At 42.1% G+C, this 24,196-nt stretch carries 20 protein-coding genes; 11 read left to right on the forward strand and 9 right to left on the reverse strand.

Annotation, left to right across the window (positions count from 1 at the left end; all coding sequences use genetic code 11):
• Window positions 1-128: 128 nt before the first annotated feature.
• Window positions 129-1,244, forward strand: coding sequence for a hypothetical protein (locus FTU70_RS14285; protein WP_257222529.1), 1,116 nt, complete (start codon window positions 129-131; stop codon window positions 1,242-1,244).
• Window positions 1,245-1,292: 48 nt separating this feature from the next.
• Here the strand turns inward: FTU70_RS14285 and FTU70_RS02120 are convergent, their stop codons facing one another.
• Complete coding sequence (locus FTU70_RS02120) at window positions 1,293-4,187, reverse strand: valine--tRNA ligase (protein WP_180059950.1); 2,895 nt, start codon at window positions 4,185-4,187, stop codon at window positions 1,293-1,295.
• 251 nt (window positions 4,188-4,438) lie between these two features.
• On the opposite strand from FTU70_RS02120, the gene FTU70_RS02125 reads away from it, so the two are divergent.
• The 3 genes from FTU70_RS02125 (at window position 4,439) to FTU70_RS02135 (ending at window position 6,806) form a co-directional block, all read left to right on the forward strand.
• The gene (locus tag FTU70_RS02125) at window positions 4,439-5,107 is read left to right on the forward strand and encodes a hypothetical protein (protein ID WP_004972289.1); all 669 of its coding nucleotides are present in this window, start codon (window positions 4,439-4,441) and stop codon (window positions 5,105-5,107) included.
• Between the two features lie 42 nt (window positions 5,108-5,149).
• On the forward strand, window positions 5,150-5,956 hold the full coding sequence (locus FTU70_RS02130; RefSeq protein ID WP_004972288.1) for an SDR family NAD(P)-dependent oxidoreductase: 807 nt from the start codon (window positions 5,150-5,152) through the stop codon (window positions 5,954-5,956).
• Between the two features lie 115 nt (window positions 5,957-6,071).
• Window positions 6,072-6,806, forward strand: a complete 735-nt coding sequence (locus tag FTU70_RS02135; RefSeq protein ID WP_096902728.1) for a hypothetical protein — start codon at window positions 6,072-6,074, stop codon at window positions 6,804-6,806.
• 27 nt (window positions 6,807-6,833) lie between these two features.
• On the opposite strand, the gene FTU70_RS02140 is transcribed toward FTU70_RS02135, so the two are convergent.
• From FTU70_RS02140 to sdsA, 8 genes are all read right to left on the reverse strand, one after another.
• A complete protein-coding gene (locus tag FTU70_RS02140; RefSeq protein WP_131260693.1) occupies window positions 6,834-7,295 on the reverse strand; it encodes a YbjQ family protein in 462 nt (153 codons plus the stop codon).
• A 31-nt stretch (window positions 7,296-7,326) separates the two neighbouring features.
• Entirely contained in the window at window positions 7,327-7,683 is a 357-nt protein-coding gene (locus FTU70_RS02145; protein WP_004972285.1) for a YbjQ family protein, read from the reverse strand.
• A gap of 141 nt (window positions 7,684-7,824) precedes the next feature.
• Complete coding sequence (gene adeK / locus FTU70_RS02150) at window positions 7,825-9,270, reverse strand: multidrug efflux RND transporter AdeIJK outer membrane channel subunit AdeK (protein ID WP_180059978.1); 1,446 nt, start codon at window positions 9,268-9,270, stop codon at window positions 7,825-7,827.
• Window positions 9,270-12,449, reverse strand: coding sequence for an efflux RND transporter permease subunit (locus FTU70_RS02155; protein ID WP_004972283.1), 3,180 nt, complete (start codon window positions 12,447-12,449; stop codon window positions 9,270-9,272). The genes adeK and FTU70_RS02155 overlap by 1 nt, the downstream gene beginning before the upstream one ends.
• 13 nt (window positions 12,450-12,462) lie before the next feature.
• Window positions 12,463-13,725, reverse strand: a complete 1,263-nt coding sequence (locus FTU70_RS02160) for an efflux RND transporter periplasmic adaptor subunit (RefSeq protein ID WP_179996898.1) — start codon at window positions 13,723-13,725, stop codon at window positions 12,463-12,465.
• Window positions 13,726-13,746: 21 nt separating this feature from the next.
• Window positions 13,747-14,364, reverse strand: a complete 618-nt coding sequence (locus FTU70_RS02165; protein ID WP_004972280.1) for a phosphatase PAP2 family protein — start codon at window positions 14,362-14,364, stop codon at window positions 13,747-13,749.
• Between the two features lie 142 nt (window positions 14,365-14,506).
• On the reverse strand, window positions 14,507-16,567 hold the full coding sequence (locus tag FTU70_RS02170; RefSeq protein WP_167845837.1) for a site-specific recombinase: 2,061 nt from the start codon (window positions 16,565-16,567) through the stop codon (window positions 14,507-14,509).
• A gap of 12 nt (window positions 16,568-16,579) precedes the next feature.
• Window positions 16,580-17,557 (reverse strand): All-trans-nonaprenyl-diphosphate synthase, encoded by a 978-nt coding sequence (gene sdsA, locus FTU70_RS02175; protein WP_104853134.1) that lies wholly within the window; start codon window positions 17,555-17,557, stop codon window positions 16,580-16,582.
• A gap of 472 nt (window positions 17,558-18,029) precedes the next feature.
• Here sdsA and rplU point away from each other — a divergent pair, with 472 nt between their 5' ends.
• From rplU to FTU70_RS02210, 7 genes are all read left to right on the forward strand, one after another.
• Window positions 18,030-18,341: a 50S ribosomal protein L21 gene (gene rplU, locus FTU70_RS02180; protein WP_004972275.1), complete on the forward strand. Its 312-nt coding sequence runs from the start codon at window positions 18,030-18,032 to the stop codon at window positions 18,339-18,341.
• 19 nt (window positions 18,342-18,360) lie between these two features.
• Window positions 18,361-18,615 (forward strand): 50S ribosomal protein L27, encoded by a 255-nt coding sequence (gene rpmA / locus FTU70_RS02185; protein WP_004760935.1) that lies wholly within the window; start codon window positions 18,361-18,363, stop codon window positions 18,613-18,615.
• A 230-nt stretch (window positions 18,616-18,845) separates the two neighbouring features.
• Window positions 18,846-19,544: an outer membrane lipoprotein chaperone LolA gene (gene lolA, locus FTU70_RS02190; protein WP_179990204.1), complete on the forward strand. Its 699-nt coding sequence runs from the start codon at window positions 18,846-18,848 to the stop codon at window positions 19,542-19,544.
• Window positions 19,545-19,999: 455 nt separating this feature from the next.
• Entirely contained in the window at window positions 20,000-20,797 is a 798-nt protein-coding gene (locus FTU70_RS02195; RefSeq protein ID WP_154320981.1) for an RsiV family protein, read from the forward strand.
• 120 nt (window positions 20,798-20,917) lie between these two features.
• Complete coding sequence (serS, locus tag FTU70_RS02200; RefSeq protein WP_004972265.1) at window positions 20,918-22,189, forward strand: serine--tRNA ligase; 1,272 nt, start codon at window positions 20,918-20,920, stop codon at window positions 22,187-22,189.
• Between the two features lie 63 nt (window positions 22,190-22,252).
• Window positions 22,253-23,623 carry a siroheme synthase CysG gene (gene cysG / locus FTU70_RS02205; RefSeq protein WP_131260688.1) on the forward strand — a complete coding sequence of 457 codons (1,371 nt, stop codon included), beginning with the start codon at window positions 22,253-22,255 and terminating at the stop codon, window positions 23,621-23,623.
• A 92-nt stretch (window positions 23,624-23,715) separates the two neighbouring features.
• Window positions 23,716-24,195 (forward strand): tRNA (cytidine(34)-2'-O)-methyltransferase, encoded by a 480-nt coding sequence (locus tag FTU70_RS02210; RefSeq protein ID WP_004972260.1) that lies wholly within the window; start codon window positions 23,716-23,718, stop codon window positions 24,193-24,195.
• Window position 24,196 lies beyond the last annotated feature (1 nt).

Genomic DNA, 24,196 nt, shown 5'->3' on the forward strand with positions numbered 1-24,196 from the left:
GACAAATCAATTCTTATATTGAGTAACCAAATCTTCTTAAATGTTTTCTTTATTTTGTTTCGTTATTAGATTCAAAAGTTTAAACGTGTGTCCAATTTTGATTCTAAGAAACAATTTTAAGGATAAACATGTCTACTATTAGCACATTAGCTTTTGAAATCCAACAAGCTATTAAATCTCATAATATAGAGATTAAACGTTCTCATATAAATGAAATAGTTGCAGCACTTTTTGGTTTTAAAAAATTTAATAGTTTAAAACTAAGTTCTTACCCAATTTATATAGATTCAATAGATGATCAATTGAATGCAGAGTTGTTTGTAGAACGTTGTGGGGAATTAAATATATCACTTACTGTAGCCCCAGTGTTTCAAAAATATATTTCAGATTATCATTTTTTATATTTAACAGCTGAAGAAATTAGTAAGCTTGTTCGAGAAGCCCTAGATGATGAATCAATACGAAAGAATGTACTAACCCGCCTAAAAAAAACTTTTATAGAGTTTCCTGAATATTCGATTTATCCATATTTGATTGCACAATTTTATAGTGATTGTGAAAATGATTTTGATGAACAAAATAAAGATATGAACTATCTGTATCATAGATATTTGCAAGGTCAAGAAATTAGTCCAACTTGGAAGCCAGACTTAGATTATTTTATTCAAGAAAAAGAACAGAATGATGAATATAAAGAGAACTATGTAAAGTATTTGAAAATAGCTGCTGATTTAGGAAGTTTTCCTGCTCAGCTAGAACTTTACCAATTTAGAGATAATGATGATTATGAAGACGTTGATGAAGATATAGAGAACTATAGTTATTCAACTTATCCATCAGATATAGAATTGGCATTAGCAAAACGTGGTGATGAAGGATGCCTGAGAGAAATATTCGATCGAATCGTCTGTGATAGCTTTGATGAAATCAAAGAATTAAAAGAGAATAATTTGATTGAAGCATGGAAATGGCAAAAATTTGCTCAGTATCTTGGTTATGATTTAGCAAAAGGTAATTACAAGACAGAAGCAATATATGATCAAGGTAATATTTTCGCAGCTGAAAGTGGTCGCCATGATATACATTTACCTAAATTAAAATTAGAGCAAGAAAATATAGTTAATCAAGAAGTGAACAAGCTAATTCAATTTTATGCAAACTTGGATGAATTTAATTTTACTCGTTATTTATATGATTCTTCTCATATCAATTGGGATGATGAGTTTGATTGGGAAGATGACTAAATAAAAATCCCCTCAATTGAGGGGATTTTAGATCAAACTAACAACACATTAAAGCGCCGCAATCTGCTCCATATTCGCTTTAATTTTCGCTAACTGATCTGCAAATTCAGCAAGTTTCACTTTCTCGCCTTCAACCACAGCCGCAGGGGCTTTAGCTACAAAACCTTCATTGCTAAGTTTAGTGGCAATTTGGTCATGCTGCTTTTGAACCTTGTCTAAGTCTTTTTGTAGGCGCCCCAATTCCGCTTTCGGGTCAATTAAACCCTTCATTGGAACAAATACAGACACATGGCCGACTACAGAAGAAGAAGACAATGGTGGTTGTTCACCATCCGCCAAGAAGGTAATGTTCTCAACTTTTGCCAATGCTTTAAACAACGGCTCAATACGAGAAATTTGTGCTTTTTCTGCTTCAGTCGTGTTCTGTAAAAGTACAGGCAATAAACGTGCATTACCTAGACCCATTTCACCACGAATGTTACGCACCGCACCAATCAAACCTTGTAGCCATTGCATATCTGCTTCGGCTTGTTCGTTGATTTTGGCTTCATCTGCAACAGGGTAGTTTGCCAACATAATGGTTTCGCCACCCAAGCCAATCATTGGTGCAAGGGTTTGCCAAATTTCTTCCGTCAAGTACGGCATGATTGGGTGAGCAAGACGTAACGAAGCTTCCATCACTGCAAGCAATACACGACGAACTTCTGCTTTGCGTTCTTCAGAAACAGATTCATCATTCAGAACAGGTTTGGTTAGCTCTACATACCAGTCGCAGTATTCATTCCAAATAAAGTCATAAATCGCTTGCGCAGCCAAGTCTAAACGGTAAGTTGCAAACGCTTGATGAACAGCTTGCTCTGCCTTTTGTAAACGGCTCACAATCCACTGTTCAGGCAATTCCCAAAGGTCTTGACGTGCCTCTTGACCAACCGTTTGACCTTCAACATTCATCAATACAAAACGGGTAGCATTCCAAATTTTGTTGGCAAAGTTACGATAACCTTCCACACGTTTCATATCAAACTTGATGTCACGACCTGTATTTGCCAATGCGCAGAAGGTAAAACGAACCGCGTCTGTGCCATAAGCCTGAATCCCTTCTGGGAATTCTTTGCGGGTCGATTTTTCAATTTTCGCTGCTTGTTTCGGGTTCATCAAACCCGTCGTACGTTTCTGTACTAAAGTTTCAAGATCTACACCGTCAATCAAGTCTAATGGGTCAAGCACGTTGCCCTTAGACTTCGACATTTTTTGACCTTCGCTGTCACGTACCAAACCGTGAACGTAAACTGTTTTGAACGGTACTTGTGGCGTGCCATCTTCATTCTTCATGAAGTGCATGGTCATCATGATCATACGCGCCACCCAGAAGAAGATGATGTCAAAACCTGTCACCAATACATCAGTGGAGTGGAAGGTATTTAAGAAGTAGTTTTCTGCATCTTTCTTGGCATCACCCGTCCAACCTAAGGTCGAGAATGTCCAAAGTGCAGAGGAGAACCATGTATCCAGTACGTCTTCGTCTTGGTTTAATTGAACATCGGCAGGGATATTATTTTTCGTACGAACTTCTTCTTCGTTACGACCTACATAAACATTGCCTTCAGCATCGTACCAAGCAGGAATACGGTGACCCCACCACAATTGACGCGAGATACACCAGTCTTGAATGTTGTTCATCCACGCCATATACATATTGCTGTATTGCTCAGGCACGAACTTGATGCGACCATCTTGCACCGCTTCAATTGCAGGTTGCGCTAACGGTGCAATTTTCACATACCATTGGTCAGTCAATAATGGCTCAACAATTACGCCCGAACGGTCACCGCGAGGTGGTTTCAAGGTGTACGGTTGGATTTGATCTAACCAACCTTCGCTTTCCGCTTGTTCAACTAATTTTTTACGTGCTTCAAAACGCTCTAAACCAATGTAGTCTGCAGGTGCAGGAATGGTTTTAGAAATTTGTTCGCCTGCTTTCGCAATATATTCAAACTCAGCCAATACTTCAGCATTTTTGTTGAAGATATTGATGATTGGCAATTCGCAGCGTTTACCCACTTCATAGTCATTGAAGTCGTGTGCAGGGGTAATTTTTACACAACCTGTACCGAATTCTTTATCGACATACTCATCTTTTACGATTGGAACGGCACGACCTGTAATTGGGAGGATGATGTTTTGACCAACAAGGTGCGAGTAACGCTCATCATCAAGGGCAACCGCAACCGCAGTATCACCCAGCAATGTTTCAGGACGAGTGGTTGCCACTACAATGTGATCTTTACCATCGTGAGTGCGTAGTGATTTATCTTCAAAGAAATATTTGAAGTGCCACAATGAACCTTGTTCTTCTTTATCCGACTCAACTTCTAAGTCAGAAAGGGCAGTTTGTAATTTTGGATCCCAGTTTACAAGGCGTTTGCCGCGGTAAATTAAACCTTCTTCGTGTAATTTCACGAAAACTTCTTTCACCGCATTCGATAAGCCTTCGTCCATAGTGAAGCGTTCACGTGACCAATCTACCGAAGAACCTAAACGGCGGATTTGACGGGTAATGTTACCGCCAGATTGTTCTTTCCATTCCCAGACTTTTTCGATGAATTTTTCACGACCTAAGTCATGGCGGCTGATATTTTGCGCGCCCAATTGACGCTCTACTACCATTTGTGTGGCAATACCCGCGTGGTCTGTACCCGGTTGCCATAAGGTATTTTTACCCGACATACGGTTAAAGCGCGTGAGGGCATCCATAATGGCGTTGTTAAAACCATGACCCATGTGCAAGCTACCTGTGACGTTTGGCGGCGGAATCATGATACAGAATGATTCGCCTTTTTCAGACGGCTTAAAGTAGCCGTTTTCTTCCCAAGTCTTGTACCATTTTTTCTCGATCTCGGTAGGATCGTAGGTTGTAGCAATATTTTGCGCTGAATCAGTCATAGTAAGAACAGGTTAAAAGTGAATAAAAAATTGCAACTATTGTAGCAAAAAAATTGCCCGCTAAGCGAGATTCAACTCAGCCAAACTTATCGCAATTGGCAGTTGGGCAAACTCATCGTATGATGGGCGACAAGTATGATAAAAACTTCAAGTTCTCCGTTGCCTGTAACACTGTTTTAAACTGGGTTTAAGCAATGGATTTTAAAATAGATGAAAACACATCAATGCGGTCAAAATAGGCAAGTTCAGTTATGACTTATGCTGTATCTTTAAAATTAAAACCAGAAACATATCAAAGATTTCAACACATTCATCAACAACTCAATGCAGGTGAATCGGAAAGTTTATCTAAAGCTTTGGGGGCGGTACTGACCGATATTTCTTGTGAAATTATTGAGCAACTTTTTGGTGAATTGTCACGTTCTAGTCATTCACTGGATGGTGAATCTGAAAAAATTATTCAGCAAGTCATACAAACCATGCAAAAATATATGCCATGGTCGGTGTCGTTTTTTGGCAATGAACGCTTAACGCCTATGGTGAATTATCTGGCAAGCATGATGTATCAGCAGGAAGGGCAAGGTTTTGTGACTTATCCTGTCGATAGTATTGTTATGAAAGAAACGTTGGGTTGTATTGAGCAAATTCGGCAGGGCAACAGTGCATGTATTGCGCCTGCATTTAAAGGGTTTACTCAAATTATTGATCAGGGCGTGGGTTATTTAATTCGTGATCCGAAAAAAATGCTGAAATTTAATTTGGTGGTCGATAAAACTTTAAACGGCGTGATTCATTTGACTACGCAACTGGGGTATAAACGCCTAGAAAAAATGGGTGCGCAATTCGATTTGGAAAGTGCAGAGATATATTTAAACCATTTTCTTGGGTTTTTGCAGCATCCTGCAAAACCTAAGACTTAAATTTTGATGACTTAAATTTTTAAATAACGCGGACAAACGGTTATGGCAAAACGAGAAAACTTGGAACATAAAGTGGTGTGGATTACAGGTGCATCTTCTGGCATTGGTAAGGCATTGGCAAAAGAGTGTGCTTTACAAGGTGCACAAGTGATTTTAACCGCACGTCGTTATGAAGAACTTGAAAAAGTACGCGTGAGTTTGCTGAATCCTGAACGTCATCTTTCTGTATGTGCAGATATTACCAATGAAAGTCAGGTGTTACATGCGTATGAACAAGTTTTGGCACGTAAAGGACGCATTGACTGGCTAATTAATAATGCAGGTTTAAGTCAGCGCGCTTTAATTGCTGATACGACCATGCAGACTGAACGCACCATTATGGAAGTGGATTATTTTTCTCAGGTCTTTCTGACCAAAACTGTCTTGCCGACCTTTTTACAGCAAAAACATGGTCGCATTATTTTTGTATCTAGTGTTGCAGCATTATTGGGTACGCAATATCGCGCGTCATATTCTGCAGCGAAAAGTGCCATTCACATGTGGGCGAATAGTTTGCGTGCCGAAGTAGCGGAGCAGGGCGTACAGGTTTCAGTTGTTTTCCCAGGATTTGTGAATACCAATGTGTCTTTTAATGCGTTGAATGGTGAAGGCAAACCACAAGGACATCAAGATGAAGCCATTGAAAATGGTTTAGATGCCGATGTTTTTGCTAAAAATACAGTTAAAGCACTCATGGCAGGCGATGAATATATCGTGGTCGGGGGCGCTAAAGAAAAACTGGGCGTGTTGGTGTCGCGTTTATCGCCAAGTACTTTATATAAAATGATTCGTAAAACCAAAGTGAAGTAATTTTTAATCAAAGTGACTTCAAAATAAAATAATAAAAACAAAAAGAAGGATGAGCCATGCGTTTAATAATGAAAGGTTTTTTTTTATCAGCGCGTGGCTTTTCGCTTTCTTAGGGATGACTCAAACGACATTTGCCAAATTACAAACAAACGATGATTCGTTGTGTAAACAACCTGAATATATTGAAAAGATTTTACGACAGCACACAAATACAACCACAGTGAATGAGGACTTTTTGGCTTGTGCAGATTTCCCCAATGTTACTGAACAAACTTTAATTGCTTATGCTGAAACTCAGACAAAAGATGATCAACCTGTAGATGATTATCAGCTGACTTTTTTAACCGTAAATAGTAAAACGCAAAAGCTTCATTCAATCTATCACGTGAAAGAGCTTTTGCCTTCAGATGCAATTGAACTGCGTTCTATCCATTTAGATTTGGCGCCGTATCAAGTTTCTGAAAGCTTAAGGGCAATTGGTTTAAGAAGGAATTATGCAGGACGTTCAAGTGCCAATCCTTTTTCGGCGCAAGTACTCGATTTATATGATTTACAACATAACAAGAAAATTTTAAACGGCTTAATCGTAGCGCGCTATCAGGCAGAAACCGATACACGTTGTAATGCCAAAGTAATAGAAAGCAAAGCTATTTTAATGATCTTGCGAAATACAACTCGACAATATTTTGATATGCAATTACGTGATCGTATTCAACATTATGAAATGTCGGGCGATTTAGAAAATTGCAAAGAAACTAAACGAGTGTCTACTCAACAGCGTTTCACTTTAAAATTTGATGGTCGGCAATATCAAATTCCTCAGCCTTATCGAGATCAGTATTTATACTAAATTCTTTACAAACGCTGAAAGATGTACTCAGCGTTTTGCAGAGAATTGACTAACGCTATTTTGAACCGCCGTTCCATAAGCAAAGACTTCGACCATGCCGCCTTGCATCCCCAATTCTGTGGTGCTTAAACGCAGCCCCATAATATGATTTGCGCCCATTTTTTCAGCTTCTAATTTTAAACGGACGATGGCTTCACGACGCGCCCGCTCGACAATACTTTCATAACTGGTCAAGCGCCCGCCAAAGAAGTTCTGAATATTGGCAATCACAAACTTAAAATAATCATGAGAAATGACCACATTGCTGTGTATCAATTGCCCAAAATTGGGACTGGTCTGGAAGCGGTTATTATCAAGCTGAATATAACTTAAACGCAGTTCTTGCTCGGCTAAATATTTGAAATGTTTGCGTTCGTTGTGTCGCCCAAAACCAAAGCCTACGGCAAATAAAATCGCAAAGACAACAATTTGCAGAATTAAATTATCCATGTGATGTTATTCCTGTTCAATAATCTTTGCTTTAGTGTGATGCTGGAAATGGGTCTGGAAGTTTAGGAATATCTGCCTCGACCACCACTGCTGTACCATAAACAAACAATTCCGAAGCACCTTGAGCGATATTTGAAGTAGAAAAGCGAATCCCAACAATAGCATTGGCACCTAAACCACGTGCTTTAGCAATCATACGATCCATCGCTTCTTGGCGTGATTCTTCTAGTAATTCGGTATAAGCCGTTAATTCACCACCGACAATATTTTTGAGTCCTGCCAAGAAGTCACGCCCCACATGCTTACTGCGTACGGTGCTGCCATAGACCACATCAATTTGCCGTGAAATACGATGACCTGGTACAGATTCAAGATTACTAAGCAACATAAGATTCTAATATTTAAAAACAAGACGTATTGAAGATATGAAATGTGCTTGCAAAAAGCAATAAAAAAGCCCACCGAAGTGAGCTGATTTAGTCTTTATATCTGAGCTGTTAAGCAGTAAATTTAAGGTAGACGCAAAGACTTATTGCACTTTACGTTCTGCCGATGATGCAGGTTGTGATGTGGCATCTGAAGTGTTGGCTTTCACACCGCCACCCAAAGATTTATACAACTCCACCTGATTGTTCAAATTGGCTTGTTCCAACAACAATAAACCTTGTTCTGCTGCATAAGACGTACGCTGTGCATCCAACACGGTTAAATAGTTGTCAATGCCTGCGCGGAAGCGTGCATTAGATAATTTATAAGTGGTATTGGTCGCATCAACCAAGCGTTTTTGTGCCGCTAAACGATCACCAATATTTTGACGAACTGCCAAAGCATCATTCACTTCACGGAATGCAGACTGAATTGATTTTTCATAGTCAGCCAAAGCAATTTGTTGATCCGTTTCTGAAATTTTGATGTTGGCTTGGCGTGTGTCCCAATCAAAAATTGGCAAGTCGATGCTCGGGCCCACTGCCCAAACAAAACTGCCTGATTTAAACAAATCACTCAAGTCAGTTGATGCATAGCCTGCATTGCCCGTGAGGCTAATGCTTGGGAATAAACGTGCTTTTGCTGCACCAATATTGGCACCCGCAGCCGATAGTCGATACTCTGCAGTACGAATATCAGGACGGTTATTCAGCAAGTCACTTGGTAAGCCAGCGCCAATTGCGGTAGTTTTGGTAATGTGCGTCACACGCTGCGTTGGCAATAACGCACTTGGAACTTGTTCGCCCACCAACAAGTTCAGCAAGTTTTGTGCTTGCGCGACTTGGGTTTTGTAGTTGGCGACATCATTACGTGCAGTTTCAACTGAAATTTGTGCCTGACGGACAGGTAATTCACTATCAATGCCGACATCAAAACGCTTTTTGTTGAGGTTATAAGACTCAAGCTGTGTTTTTAAGGTTTGGTCTGCCAGTTTTAAATTGGCATTGGCAAAAGAATAGTTGAGCCATGCTTGCGCCACCTGACCAATCAAGGCAATTTGTGTGGCATCACGCGAGCTTTGAGTTGCCAAGAAGTTATCTAATGCATTGTCTTTTAAGCTGCGTACACGACCCCAAAAATCTAGTTCGTAGGCAGTTACACCTAAACCAACGTTATAGCGTGTGTGTGTGCCTAAAGCAGTACCTTGGTCTTGACGCAGTACGCCACCGCTAGCACCAATGGTAGGTAACTGGTTGTTTTCGGTAATTTGATAGGCTTGTTGGGCACGTTGGATATTCAGCGTCGCTGTGCGTAAATCACGGTTATTGTTCAATGCCATATCCAAAACTTGTAATAAGCGTTGATCGGCAAAGAAATCTTTATAACCTTGTTCAGCCACTGAAGTACCCGATGCAGCAGCAGTATAGCTGCTTGGAATACTTGCCTGAGCGACGGGCTCTGGCCCACGCATACTTTGACAAGCTGTCAAAGCAAGCGCGAGGGCAGAAACCGCAATACCACGGCCTGTATGCGACCATAAGTTTTGCATCACGATACATGCTCCTGATTATTTTGTTGTTTTGGTTTGTATTTAAAGATACTTCTAATCCAGACATAGAATACAGGAATAAAGAAGATCCCTAACAAGGTTGAGCTAATCACACCACCTAACACACCATAACCTACTGAGTGTTGGCTACCTGCACCCGCACCTGATGAAAGTGCAAGCGGCAATACACCAAAACCAAAGGCCAAAGTGGTCATAATGATTGGGCGTAAACGCATTTTTGCAGCATGCAAGGTCGCTTCAAACAGGTCTTCACCTTTTTCTTGTAGCTCTTTGGCAAATTCCACAATCAAAATCGCGTTTTTGGCTGATAAACCAATCACGGCAATAATTGCCACTTGGAAGTAAATGTTGTTGGATAGGTTCGGGTTTTTGAACAAGATCATGCCCCCGAAGGTGAGCAATAATGCTCCGACAATACCCAACGGTACCACCAACAGCACCGAGAATGGAATAGACCAGCTTTCATACAAGGCTGCCAAACACAGGAATACAATCAGTAAAGACAACGCATACAAGAACGGTGCTTGGTCGCCCGATTCACGTTCTTCTAGCGATAGGCCTGTCCATTCATAGTCAAAGCCGTTTAAGCCCATAGATGGAAGTTTTGCGACAATTTCTTCCATCGCTTGCATGGCTTCACCAGAGCTGACACCTGGCGCAGGTGCACCCTGAATGTTCTTGGCAGATACGCCGTTATAGCGTTCCAAACGAGGTGAACCATAAGTCCATTCACCTGTTGCAAAGGCAGAGAATGGCACCATTTCACCACGGTTGTTGCGGACATACCACTTGTTCAGGTCTTCAGGCATCATGCGTGAATCAGATTCGGCTTGCACATAGACTTTTTTCACGCGACCACGGTCAATAAAGTCATTGATGTACGAACCACCCCAAGCCATGCCCATGGTGCTGTTGATTTCAGCAATGCTGACACCTGCCGCACCTGCTTGCGCTTGGTCAATAATAATACGGTACTGTGGTGTATCTTCTTGACCATTTGGACGTACGCCCATTAAGCGAGGGTCTTTAGATGCTTCACCCAACACAATATTACGTGCCATGGTGAGTTTTTCATGACCATTGCCCGCAGCATCTTTCAGTTGCAAGTTAAAGCCTGAGCTGACACCTAATTCTGGCATCGCAGGAAGCTGTAATGGCATGATGTAAGTGGCATCTTTCACAATCATGTTCAGTGCCATACCACGCTGGATAATTGCACCAACTTGAGATTCAGGGCTTGTACGCTCACTCCAGTCTTTTAACTTAATGAACGCCATACCTGCGTTTTGACCAACGCCTGAGAAAGAGAAGCCTGAAACACTAAATACCGACTGCACATGCTCTTTTTCATTTTCTCTGAAAAAGTTGGTCATGCTGGTCATGGTGGCGTCAGTACGTTCCAAAGTTGCATTTGGTGGGAGTTGTACCAATGTCATCACCACGCCCTGATCTTCATCAGGCAAGAATGATGATGGTAGTTTTTGGAACACTAGCACAATAATGCCCAGTACCACTGCATATAAAACCCCCGAGAAGATTTTATGATGCGTCATGCGGTTAACACCACCTTGATATTTAACCGAGAGCTTATCGAAACTGCGGTTAAACCAGCGGAAGAAACGCGCAAAAATACCGTTGCTTTCAGGCTTGTTTGGATCGTGTTGTTTAAGAATCGTGGCACATAGGGCAGGGGTAAAGGTCAACGCTACGACCAGTGACAACACCATTGCAGTCACAAGCGTAATTGAGAATTGACGATAAATAACGCCTGTAGTCCCACCAAAGAATGCCATAGGTACGAATACCGCAGACAATACCGAGGTAATCCCGATCAGTGCGCCTGAAATCTGTTTCATCGACTTTTCAGTCGCCGCCACAGGGTCAAGATGTTCTTCGACCATGACACGTTCTACGTTTTCCACCACGACAATTGCGTCATCGACCAATAGACCAATCGCCAGTACCATGGCAAACATGGTCAGGGTGTTAATCGAGAAGCCAAACATGTTGATCACGGCAAAGGTACCCAGTACCACCACAGGTACGGCCATAGTTGGAATAATTGTGGCGCGCCAGTTCTGCAAGAACAGGAACATCACAATAAAGACCAAAATGATCGCTTCAATTAAGGTTTTAACAACACTCTTAATCGAAAGTTCAATAAATGGCGTGGTATCAAAAGCCAACTCATCCTTTAAACCCGCAGGGTAGTTAGGACGTAATTGCTTGAGGCGTTCTTCCACAGCAGCAGCAGTATCTAGGGCGTTAGCACCTGTAGATAATTTAATTGCGACACCGCCCGCAGGCTTGCCGTTGTATTTAGAAATAAACTGATAGTTGTCTGCACCAAGTTCAATTCGTGCCACATCACCCAAGCGCACTTGAGCGCCTGAAGCGGTATTTTTTAGAAAAATATTGCTGAATTGTTCAGGTGTTTGCAGCAAGCTTTGCGCAGTTACTGTAGCATTCAAAGCCTGACCTTGAATTGCAGGTGCGCCGCCCAATTGACCTACCGCAACCTGTGCGTTTTGGGTACGAATCGCTTGAGCAATATCACTTGGTGTGACTTGCAAGCTCGCCATTTTGGCAGGGTCCATCCAAATACGCATCGCGTATGAGCCACCAAAGACTTGTACTTCACCCACACCTGCAACACGGCTCAGCGGTTCAGAAATGTTAGAGTTAACATAGTCTTTAATATCATCGGCAGACAGGCTTTCATCAGGTGAATAAAAAGCGAGAACCTGTAAGAAGCTCGCTCCTGATTTGGTCACTTTCACGCCTTGACGTTGCACATCATCAGGCAAGAGCGCCGTAGCAGATTGCAATTTGTTCTGTACTTGAACCTGTGCAATATCTGGGTCGATACCTTGTTCAAAGTTTAACGTAATGGATGCAGAACCGTTCCCCGCACTGTTGGATGAAATATAGCGCAGACCATCCAAGCCGTTCATTTGTTGTTCAATAATTTGCGTTACTGTGTTTTCCACAGTTTCAGCAGATGCACCCGGATAGGTTGCAGCAATGGTGACCGTTGGCGGTGCAATGGTCGGATATTGGGCAATTGGCATATTGGTGAGGGTAATAATCCCCGCCAACATGATTACCAATGAAATCACCCATGCAAAAATGGGGCGATGAATAAAAAAGTGAGCCATTAACGTCTACTCCTTATGTATTTGAAGTAGCTTTTGATTCAGTTGCTTGGGCTTCTGAGGCTGGTTTGGCATCCCCCGATTTTGCTGGTGCAGCAGGTGCAGCTTGAGGAGCAGCGCCTTGCGGTTGATACGGCTTAGCGACCACTTGCTGTTCAGGTTTTACTTTGGCAATGCCTTCGACAATCACTTTATCGCCAGTTTGCAAACCTTCAGTCACAATCCAGTTGCTGCCTTGCGTACCAACTGTGGTTACAGGACGCGGCTCAACGATACCTTTGGCATTGACAATCATTGCCATTGCCTGACCTGTTGGGGTACGGCTAATCGCAGCTTGTGGAATTAAGATCGCGTTAGGAATCACACCTTGCACAATTTGCGCAGTGGCAAACATCCCTGGCAATAATAAATGATTTGAATTTGGGAACACGGCGCGTAAAGTTACGGTGCCTGTTTCTGGGTTCACGCTGGCATCAGAAAAAGCCAAACGACCTTCAACAGGGTAGTAGCTGCCATCTTCAAGTTTTAACTTCACTTTGGTGTTGTTGCTGCTGTTTAAACTGCCCTGACTCAATTGCTGACGTAAACGTAGTAATTCTGCGCTGGACTGATTGATGTCTACATAAATTGGGTCTAAGCGTTGAATCGTCACCAATGGTTCCGCCTGACTAGCCGTAACCAATGCACCTGCAGTCACAGTAGAGCGGTTAGTTTGCCCTGAAATTGGGGCACGTACAGTCGAATAGCCTAGGTTAATTTCGGCATTGCGTACTTCTGCTTGAGTCGCAGCAACATCGGCTTCGGCAAGTTTTACCTGTGCCACAATGTCATCATATTCTTGTTTAGAGATTGCATTGCTGCCTACCAACTGACGGTAACGACCTTCTTTAATGCGTAACACATTCAATTGCGCTTGCTGGCGGGTGAGTGCTGCACGGCTACTGTCTAGACTGGCACGGTTGGTACGTGAGTCAATTTCATAAAGCGCCTGACCCTCACGCACGTAGCTGCCTTCGGTAAATAAACGTTTCAGAACCACACCACTGGTTTGTGGGCGAACTTCTGAAATTTCAAAGGCTGTGGTACGTCCAGACAGTTCTACAGACTGTTCCACGCTTTGTGGCTGTGCCACCAGTACGCCAACCTCAGTCGGTGGCATTTCCTGAGCTGCACCTGCTTGCTGTGCATCTTTTGGATCTTTGCTACAACCCACAAGTGCTAAACTTGTGGCTAATGCGCAAGCAGTCAGGGCAGGAGCCCAAAGCTTTGCAGACATCATTCTTTCACCTCTATTAGATTTTTATCTAAACTTATGTATTGGTTTGTCTTGCAGATATTGAGCGCAAAACAGATACCACAATGTGATCCAAATAAAACTTATGCTCCAACCAGAGAGGACATCTGAAGGATAGTGCACTCCCAGATACACACGGGAAATGCCCATCAGCAACATCCATAACCACGCGCACACAGACAAAATTTTATGCGCTGGATGTTGCAAACTCAGGTAAATCACCAAACAACCTAAAGTTGCAGCATAAAAACTATGAGCGCTTGGAAATGATGCGCCAAAAGTTTCCACCAAATGCAATGCTTCAGGCGGGCGAGGTCGCGCGAATAGGTATTTGAGCAGCCATGAAAGCGCAATACTTACGACCAGTCCTACACTGATAAAAACAATTTTTGTGTATTTTTTATACCATGCCAAATAGAAACACCATAGGCAGGTTAAAAATAATACAAATGGCATGCCACCTAATACAGAAAGTGTGATTGCCAATTGATTCAAATGTGCGGTGCGCTGGGTACTTAAAAACTCCACACTGGCAACATCAAATTGTTGCCAACTTGGAATGTTTAGTACTAACACACTGATTATAAATAGTAAACTACCGAGATAAAGCAGTATTTTAGGCATGCTAAAAATCCCTGTAAGTTTAACCGATTTGAGCACGGTTGATGAATGGAATAAAGTGTACTAGTCAGTACACTTTATTTCAAGCCAATGTAAATGAGAAGAATTTCTTTTTTTGTTACTTTGTGCGCAATGTAAATGTGCACTAAATTTTAGCATTTCGTTCAGTATTTGAGGATGCATCGTCATCCACTGTAATTGGTTGTTTCGGTGGCCAAAAGAAATCACTTGGACGGGTTAAGAAGTGAGTCAGCACCAATTTTGCCAAAGGTTTCCACTGTTCAAAACGTACCCGACGCGCACGCAATGCCACAATAATGGTTAAAGTAAAGCTGACAAATAAGTTGGTTAAACCAATTAGCAGTACGCCTAAAAAGGACACAATAATCAGGCCAATTTCAGGTGAGCCATTAATATTCATTAAACCCTGAATAAAGTTGGCAGAAGCGAAGGCAATGTGGCGAATATCAATCGGTAAACCCAAAATATAACCCAGTGTGGCGGTACTGCCGAGCATAATCCCGAACAGGAAATTACCTGCCAAAGCCCCTAAGTTTCGTTCTATATAATTGGCAAATATATTGAGACGTTCTTGCCCGAGTAGCTTTTTTAAATGCAGATGGGCTTTTAGGCGTGGCCCGACTTTACGATACACGGCCATGTTATCGAAATAACCTGCAATCAAACCAGACAGAAATAAAAATACCCCTGCAATGGCGGCATGTGGAATGGCAAGTGAAGTAAACGGATTCAAGTCGTGCAGCATATTGGATGCTTTGGCATGTGACATCAACGGTTCATGCAACATGGCATCCCAACTAAAAGCAATTAAGGCTGCGACTGGAATGGCAATCGAGATATTGCCCAAAATGGCGACGAACTGCGTGCGGATAATATTAATAATTAAGGCAGCAAGTTCGGCAATTTGTGCCATTTTAGAGCCTTTACGATGCTGTACCGTAGAAGCCAATGCTGCAGCAGTCATTGCGGGTTGTTTGGTGGCAACAGTAAAGTGCAAGACATGAATCAGCATAAAACCAAATGAATAAATCATGCTGTTGATGATGGCCTGCATCATCGGAGCGAGCACTAAACGCGAGGCGAGGGTTTTTAAAGTCGCCATCGTGGCAATTAAAACACCTGCACCTGCCGCAGCTTTATACATGCCCCAAAAGCCGTCTTTGTCGGTACTTACATAATGCTCACCCGTTTTACTAGCATTTTCAGTGACTTGTAAGGCAATTAACTCACTGTTTTCTGCAAGCAAGGAGCGTACACTGCGTTCGCTATACAATGCCGCAGTTACATCTACCAGTAATTGTCCTGCCGAAACATAACGGACTTTGTCTTGCGCCACGATTAAATTCAGCAACAGTTCAATCCGCTCTAAACATTGTTCAAGTAAAGACAATAAGTAGGTCAGACTGATGCTGACGCCAGTTCGTTTGGTGGCACGACGAATTTTACTGCTGACATCATGACATTGGTCAATCATCACCAAAGCTTGAGAGGCATCGGGTGGTTGAATGGCACTGATTTGATCGTGTTGTTGATCGGCAACTTTATAAAGCTGAATAAACTCGTTGATTTCGCGGTTTTGTGCCAAAAAAGGTGAATCATATTCACTTAGTTCGGGATAGGCACTAATAAATTCAGGATATAAACCAATGCCGCTGACCCGATATGACAGCACTGTTAGAGCTTTAATAATTTCACTGCGAATCAGGCGTTTTTGTGTTTGTCCGCCATGTCCGCGATTCAGTAAAGTAAATAATTGCTGCCATTCGGTATCTTCAATATTGTCGAGCCAGTATTTATCACTACGTAGTGGAAAAACTCGACGGACTAAATCTTGCAGTTGGCTTTCATCATTAATCAGCGGTAAAAAGTGCGCGCCCAAACGCTGAAACAACTGATTCCAAAAACCATCGAGCGATAAAATTCCCGTGTCGGCATATAAACTGGTTTGTTTGTATTGATTGATTAGACGTAAAACAAAATGTTGCAAGGTTGAGCTGGCATCGGGTGTCAGCAGCAAGGCTTGTAAGAAAGCTTGAAACTTTTGATGAGTTTCTTCTAAATCTTGAGTGTCACTTGGACGGATACGATTGACCAGTTCAATCAGCAGATTTTCATCCAGAACAGCTTTTGGTGTATCCAGCTGTTCTTGCATTTTTCTAAATAAATCGTTGAGTTTTATATGCATAAGCTGCTTAAATTATTGAATGCGATGTAAAGCCAATAAGGCTAAATTCTTTAAGGCCTGACGATACTCCGAGTCTGGCAGTGCTTCTAAAGCGGCAATAGCGGCTTCTGTTTCTTCTGTGGCACGTTGGCGGCAATAATCGAGAGCGCCAGAGGACTGCACAATGGCAATAACCTGATCGAGGTCAGAAGTACCACCTGTCGCAATACTGCGACGAATAATTTGATGTTGTTCGCCAGTGGTATTTCTTAATGCAGAGATTAAAGGCAAAGTTGGTTTGCCTTCCATTAAATCATCGCCAATATTTTTACCTAATGTTTCAGCGTCTGATGTGTAATCTAAAATATCATCAATAATTTGGAAGGCATTGCCAAAGTGTCCTGCAAATAAACGCAACGGCTCACGGTACTGTGGCGTGCCTGTTAAAATTGCTGCACCTTCAGTGGCAAGTTCAAATAAACGTGAAGTTTTGCCGTGAATAATGTCTAAATAAATTTGTTCTGTAGTGTCAGGTTGATGCTGTGCCTGTAATTGTAAAACTTCACCTTCGGCAATTTCACAAGTCCCTGTAGAAAAGTCTTTTAGCAATACCAAATCGTTTAAATCGACCAATAAGTCAAAGGCGCGGGAGATTAAAAAGTCACCGACTAAAACCGCTGTTTGGTTATTCCAAGTGGCGTTAGCAGTAGGTCGACCACGACGTAAACCAGACTCATCCACCACATCATCATGCACCAAAGTTGCGGTATGCAGCATTTCAATAATTGCAGCCAGTTTACGTTGACGCTCTAAATCTTCTGCACCACAAGCTTTGGCAGCAAGTAAGCACATAATTGGACGCATGCGCTTACCGCCAGCTTCGACCACATGCTTACTAACCGCCATCACTAACGCGACTTTAGAGGTAATCCCTTCATTAATAAATGTATCCATCGCGGCAAAATCAGAAGCAACAGGGGCGAGAATGTCTTGCTTAAAGTCGATGGTCATGTGAAGAGAAACCTCAATAATATTGAATGACAACTTAGTTGAATCAGTTGTAACTTATGTTACAGCCAAGAAAACTGCTTAAGTCTGCGAAAATAACGCAATGAATGCAATAGTTAGGCACCTGCCAAATGCTGTAATTGTTAATTCTACTAGAAAACGAAGTCAATAACTTTGTGGGTAAATTCAGTTATTTGCTCAAGTTGGGCATGATTTTAACAAGCACAGCAGTTTACGCCAACACAATCTGTCTGTATTGATTGATCCATTGAATATGGATGAGGCTGCAGAAAGTCATTTACGCGGCTGGGTATTAAATAATCAACCTTGTTGTGCAATAATTGCCGTAAATGGCTTGTTGTTTGTGCGAATATCGCTTAAAATCTTTGCCCTTGAATAACCCCCAGTGGCGTTCGTTTTAAGATCGATATATCCCTTTATCGGCACGACGACACGGGCATGTTTGGAGTACATTATGTACGCAGTAATCCAAAGCGGTGGTAAACAGCACCGTGTTGTTGAGGGTGAAACCCTTAAAGTTGAATTATTGAAAGCTGAAACTGGCGCAACTATTACGTTTGATGACGTATTAATGGTTGTAAACGGTGACAACGTTCAAATCGGTGCTCCAGTTGTTGCTGGCGCTAAAGTAACTGCAGAAGTGGTTGGTCATGGTCGTCACGACAAAATCCGTATTGTTAAAATGCGTCGTCGTAAACACTACCGTAAGCAACAAGGTCACCGTCAATGGTTTACCGAGTTGAAAATTACTGGTATTGCAGGCTAATCACTAGGAGTAAATAGACATGGCAACTAAAAAAGCCGGTGGATCGACTAAGAACGGTCGTGATTCGAATCCTAAGATGTTAGGTGTTAAAGTTTACGGTGGTCAAACTGTAACTGCTGGTAACATCATCGTTCGTCAACGTGGTACAGAATTCCACGCTGGTGCAAACGTAGGTATGGGCCGTGACCATACTTTATTTGCTACTGCTGACGGCGTAGTAAAATTCGAAGTGAAAGGTCAATTTGGCCGTCGCTACGTATCTGTTGAAGCGTAAGCTGAAATAGTGAAAAAACCCACAAGTGATTGTGGGTTTTTTTATGCTTGTATGATGGAAAATTAGGGTCAAAGGATAACTTTTAGTTCTTCATCATGATGGATAAATTTCTACATTTTATATTAATAAGCATACAAAACTTCTTATTTTCTATCATATTAGCGCCAGAAATTGGTTTAAGATGGGACATCCAAAACATTGCGATTGAGCAAATATAAAAAGGTGAATCTATGAATATGCTTCGTAAAACGATGTGTGCTGTGGCATTGGGTGCAACCACTTTGGCGCCAATCATGAGTACTACAGTGTTTGCTGCGCCAGTGGCAGCATCGGAGCAACAAGCGACAGCAAACCTTGTTAAACAATTGAATGGTATTAAAAGTTTTACCGCCAATTTTGAGCAAACCACAAAAGTTAGCAACAATGGCAAGGCTTTGCCAAACCGTGGTTTATCGGCACAGCACATGAACCAGAATTTTAAAGGGGTTATGAAAGTTGAGCGTCCGGGTAAATTCTTTTGGGAAACCACCAGTCCAGCCAAACAAACAATTGTGACTACGGGTAAAACCGTATGGATTTATGACCCAGACTTACAACAAGCTGTACGCCAAAGCCTAGATGATCAAGTGGCAAATACGCCTGCGTTGTTGCTTTCGGGCAATACCAATCAAATCATGCAGTCGTATCGTGTGACCCAGCCGAATAAGTCAAAGACTTATTACACCTTATACCCAAAAAGTGATGATGGCGTATTTCAAAGTTTAACCATTAGTTTTGGTGCACGTAACGCGCCAACCTTAATGATTTTGCAGGATTCATTGGGACAAACCACGCATGTGCGTTTTAACAATGTGAAAGTCAATGCCAAAATTCCTGCATCGACTTTTAATTTCACGCCGCCAAAAGGCACGGACATTATTGATCAATAATTGAATGTTTTATACGTTCTTTTAAAAGCATAATTTGCTATCCCTTTCTAGCCTTCTCCCACAGGGAGAAGGTTTTCAGCTTCAGCATAGCGGAAATTTATTTGAATATTCTTCCTGAGAAATCCACAATTTCTGTGGATAAATCTCGGGATAATTCATATTTTGCAGTATGCGGGATATAGATTGAGTCATCACAGATCATTATTTTATATTAAGGATTTGTTATCAAAATTTTGATTTATAATGAAAAAATAAAAATAATCACGCAAAAATTTGAGTAGTAATTTTAAACAGTTTTATCCACCGATTATTCCGTTACACAACTGCTCTAGGATTGAACAGCAAGAGTTATCTATAGTCTTGACTAATTCAATTGAACCAATTTTATCGCAAGATTTGTGCAGGCTTGCATTTCAAATCATTAGACTTTGTGAATCGTGGCTGAGGGGAATTTAATGCAATATTTAAAATCACAGGTGTTTTTGGGTGCTGTCGCTTTAAGTTCAGTATTGCTATTGACTGCATGTCAGCCAAAGAGTGAGGCAACTTCTAAAACCGAAGCAGAGCAAGCTGCGCCTGCATCTATCGCAGCTGATATTCCTGTGATTCAAGCTAAAGTGGTGGCGCTTAAATTGCCACAACAGCAAATTTGTGATGAAGGTGGTTGTACTGCTTACGATATTCAGACGGTAAAAACCAATGTGGCGTGGATTGATGAATATTTTATGCAGCGCTTGCAAAAGGCAGACCCAATTGCATTTTCAAAAGCTGCGGCATCAACTGCAACGCCAAAGGTAGAAGAAACTGATCCTATGCGGCTGAGTCAGAGTTCAAGCTATGTGCGATATATCGGGCAACATGCCAATTTAGCGACGTTTAGTTTGCAAAGCTACAGTTACCCTGCGGGTGCGGCGCATGGTATCCATCACCAAGAATTTGTGACTTTTGATTTAAAACAGAAAAAGCGTTTGGCGTTGCAAGATATTATGCTGCCCAATACGGAAGCCAAAATGACCGAAGAATTGTTTAACCATAATTATAATTGGTTAAATGAACATGATATTTCCCGTGAAAAGTTTAAATTGAGCGATAATTTTTATTATGGCGCTAATGGTTTGGTCTTTGTCTATCCGTTGTATGAATTAGCATCTTATGCAGAAGGTATGCCTGAGTTGATTCTGCCTTACTATGCGACGGAAAAATTAATTAAGCCTGAATATTTGCCAAGTTTGCCGCAGTATCCTCGCCAATAAAATTGCACAAAAATACGCAGAGATTGCTGTAATAAGGTGCAGCAGTGAATCGGGTTACTGTATTTTTTAACCCGAAGCGCTTACACTATAGCCAGTTTTTTTCTTATTCCAAGATTGGCTATGATTGACCCGAAATTACTCAGAAATAATATTGAGGCTGTAAATTTAGCCTTGGCAAAACGTGGTGTGCAATTAGATGTGGCAGAGTGGGCAGCACTTGAAGCACGTCGTAAAGAATTGCAATCTAAAACCGAAGCATTACAGGCAGAGCGTAATTCGGGCGCAAAACAAGTCGGTCAGATTAAAAAAGCAGGTGGTGATGCTTCTGAAATTATGGCGCGTATGGCTGCTATTGGCGATGAAATCAAAGCCGCTGAAGTGGCTTTGGCAGAGTTACAAGATGAGTTAGAAGCTAAATCATTGTCTATTCCAAACTTGCCAGATGAGTCTGTGCCTGAAGGTAAAGACGAAGCTGATAATGTAGAAGTATTGAAATGGGGCACACCACGCCAGTTTGATTTTGAAATTAAAGATCATACCGACCTTGGCGAAATAATGGGTGGTTTGGAATTTGAAACTGCAACCAAATTAACAGGTTCTCGTTTTAGTGTTTTAAAAGGGCCATTGGCGCGTTTACAACGTGCGATTACACAGTTCATGTTAGATACGCATACTGTTCAAAATGGTTATACCGAAGCGTATGTACCGTATTTGGTCAATGCAGATTCATTGCGTGGTACTGGTCAGCTGCCTAAATTTGAAGAAGATTTGTTCAAGCTACAAGGTGAAAAAGAATACTATCTAATTCCAACTGCCGAAGTTCCAGTAACCAACTTTGTGCGTGATGAAATCATTGATCCTGAACGCTTGCCATTAAAATATGCCGCTCATACCCCTTGTTTCCGCAGCGAAGCAGGTTCTTATGGTCGCGATACTCGTGGTTTAATCCGCCAACACCAATTTGATAAAGTCGAAATGGTGCAGATTGTAAAACCAGAAACCTCAATGCAGGCTTTAGAAGAATTGACTGGACATGCAGAAGGTATTTTGCAGGCACTTGGTTTACCGTACCGTAAAATTATTCTATGTGGTGGCGATATGGGCTTTGGCGCAACCAAAACCTATGACTTAGAAGTTTGGGTGCCAAGTCAAAACACTTACCGTGAAATTTCATCATGCTCAAACATGGGGGATTTCCAAGCGCGTCGTATGAAAGCACGCTACCGTGCCGACCAAAAGAAAACTGAATTTGTGCATACATTAAACGGTTCAGGTTTGGCGGTAGGACGTACTTTATTGGCTGTTATGGAAAACTATCAACGTGCCGATGGTTCGATTGAAATTCCTGCAGTATTACGTCCGTACATGGGCGGTTTAGAGTTTATTGACTAAGTTGAGTGCAGGTCGACTTAGGATGAAATTGCTTACAATCAGATTTAAATATTGAGGTTTAGTGTGGATATTTTTCCAATCTCGTTAAAGTTGCAGCAGCAACCTTGTCTGATTGTGGGCGGTGGGCATATTGCTTATCGCAAAGCGGTGTTACTGGCTAAAGCGGGCGCAAAAGTTGATGTGCTTGCCCCTGAAATTGATGTCAATTTATTGCAACTGGTGCAACAAAGTCAGGGGCAGTATGTACAGGATGTTTTTAGTCCATCTACTGCGTTACGTCACTATCGTTTGGTGATTGCTGCAACGGATAACAATTTGGTCAATCAGCAAGTTTTTGCAGCTTGCGAAGCCGAAAATGTGCTGGTCAATAGTGTTGATGATCCACCACATTGCCGTTTTATGGTGCCTGCCATCATTGACCGTTCGCCTTTGGTGATTTCAGTCGCGAGTAATGGCACATCGCCTGTATTGTCACGTCAAATTCGTACACAACTGGAAAGTACCATTCCGCATGGTATGGGCAAACTGGCAGAGTTTTCAGGTCAGTGGCGTGCCGCAGTAAAACAGAAAATTGTAAATCCAGATGAGCGCCGTATTTTTTGGGAGGAGCTATATGCCAGTCCTCTTAAAGAACAGGTGTTCAACGACAATCTTGACGCTGCAAACCAAAGTATCCAACAGGCTTTAGCGGAATGGCAAACACCGAAAGGCGAGGTGTATTTGGTTGGTGCAGGGCCAGGTGATCCTGAGTTACTGACCTTAAAAGCCTTGCGTTTAATGCAGCAAGCCGATGTGGTGATTTATGATCGTTTGGTGTCTGCACCTATTTTAGAATTGTGTCGCCGTGATGCCGAAAAAGTCTATGTCGGAAAAGCACGTTCTAACCATGCTGTACCGCAAGAAGGCATCAATGCATTATTGGTGAAATATGCACAAGCAGGTAAGCGAGTTTGCCGTTTAAAAGGTGGCGATCCGTTTATTTTTGGGCGTGGCGGTGAAGAAATTCAAGAATTGTATGAAGCAGGTGTGTCATTTCAGGTCGTACCGGGCATCACCGCAGCCTCGGGCTGTTCGGCTTATGCAGGCATTCCACTGACTCATCGAGATTATGCGCAAAGTGTGCGTTTCCTTACTGGGCATTTAAAAGAAGGTTCGCCTGAATTGCCGTGGTCAGAATTGGTGTATGAACACCAGACTTTGGTGCTGTATATGGGCTTGGTTGGCTTAGAAAGCATTTGTGAAAAACTGATTGCACATGGACAACGGGCGGATATGCCTGTCGCCTTAATTTCTAAAGGCACGACCCCTGAACAAAAAGTGGTGGTGGGGACGTTGGCGGATATTGCCAGTAAAGTCGCACAGCACCACATTCAGGCGCCTACCTTGACCATTATTGGTGAAGTGGTCAATTTACGTGAACAGTTGAAATGGTAATGAATCTCCCCCAACCCCTCTTTTAAAAAGAGGGGAGTTCCTACATTTTCTAAAGGGAGCTGGGGAGGGATTGTGAAAAGTAGAGAAAATTTGTGATCCACGTTGTTTTATATGAGCCTGAAATTCCAGCCAATACAGGAAATATCATTCGTTTGTGTGCCAATACAGGTGCGCAATTACATTTGATTAAGCCATTAGGTTTTGAGTTGGATGATAAAAAGCTGAAACGTGCAGGTTTGGATTATCACGAATGGGCACGTATGCAGATTTGGGACAATCTTGAGCAATGCTTGGCTGATTTAGACAGCAAAGGCGTGGGTTTAGATGCGATTTATCCATTAACCACCAAAGGCACAGAAACACCACATACTTCGGATTTAAACCGACCTGTTGCCTTGTTGATGGGGCCTGAAACACGCGGTTTGCCAGAAGCCGTACGCATGTTGTTTCCGCAGCAGCACTGGATTCGTTTACCCATGGCAGAAAACTCACGTAGTTTAAACTTGTCTAATGCAACGGCTGTGATTGTGTATGAGGCATGGCGTCAGCAAGGTTTTAAAGCATTGCTCTAAT

Source organism: Acinetobacter sp. YH12135 (genome assembly GCF_013418565.1).
Taxonomy (GTDB): Bacteria; Pseudomonadota; Gammaproteobacteria; order Pseudomonadales; family Moraxellaceae; genus Acinetobacter; species Acinetobacter towneri.

Coding starts and splice junctions, on each gene's coding strand:
- FTU70_RS02145 (WP_004972285.1), bottom strand. CDS start 7,683: ATGTTGCTTAGTAATCTTGAATCTGTACCAGGTCATCGTATTTCACGG.
- FTU70_RS02130 (WP_004972288.1), top strand. CDS start 5,150: ATGGCAAAACGAGAAAACTTGGAACATAAAGTGGTGTGGATTACAGGT.
- FTU70_RS02120 (WP_180059950.1), bottom strand. CDS start 4,187: ATGACTGATTCAGCGCAAAATATTGCTACAACCTACGATCCTACCGAG.
- FTU70_RS02160 (WP_179996898.1), bottom strand. CDS start 13,725: ATGATGTCTGCAAAGCTTTGGGCTCCTGCCCTGACTGCTTGCGCATTA.
- FTU70_RS02195 (WP_154320981.1), top strand. CDS start 20,000: ATGCAATATTTAAAATCACAGGTGTTTTTGGGTGCTGTCGCTTTAAGT.
- FTU70_RS02155 (WP_004972283.1), bottom strand. CDS start 12,449: ATGGCTCACTTTTTTATTCATCGCCCCATTTTTGCATGGGTGATTTCA.
- FTU70_RS14285 (WP_257222529.1), top strand. CDS start 129: ATGTCTACTATTAGCACATTAGCTTTTGAAATCCAACAAGCTATTAAA.
- FTU70_RS02125 (WP_004972289.1), top strand. CDS start 4,439: ATGACTTATGCTGTATCTTTAAAATTAAAACCAGAAACATATCAAAGA.
- adeK (WP_180059978.1), bottom strand. CDS start 9,270: ATGCAAAACTTATGGTCGCATACAGGCCGTGGTATTGCGGTTTCTGCC.
- FTU70_RS02135 (WP_096902728.1), top strand. CDS start 6,072: ATGACTCAAACGACATTTGCCAAATTACAAACAAACGATGATTCGTTG.
- rplU (WP_004972275.1), top strand. CDS start 18,030: ATGTACGCAGTAATCCAAAGCGGTGGTAAACAGCACCGTGTTGTTGAG.
- FTU70_RS02165 (WP_004972280.1), bottom strand. CDS start 14,364: ATGCCTAAAATACTGCTTTATCTCGGTAGTTTACTATTTATAATCAGT.
- FTU70_RS02140 (WP_131260693.1), bottom strand. CDS start 7,295: ATGGATAATTTAATTCTGCAAATTGTTGTCTTTGCGATTTTATTTGCC.
- rpmA (WP_004760935.1), top strand. CDS start 18,361: ATGGCAACTAAAAAAGCCGGTGGATCGACTAAGAACGGTCGTGATTCG.
- FTU70_RS02170 (WP_167845837.1), bottom strand. CDS start 16,567: ATGCATATAAAACTCAACGATTTATTTAGAAAAATGCAAGAACAGCTG.
- sdsA (WP_104853134.1), bottom strand. CDS start 17,557: ATGACCATCGACTTTAAGCAAGACATTCTCGCCCCTGTTGCTTCTGAT.
- lolA (WP_179990204.1), top strand. CDS start 18,846: ATGAATATGCTTCGTAAAACGATGTGTGCTGTGGCATTGGGTGCAACC.
- serS (WP_004972265.1), top strand. CDS start 20,918: ATGATTGACCCGAAATTACTCAGAAATAATATTGAGGCTGTAAATTTA.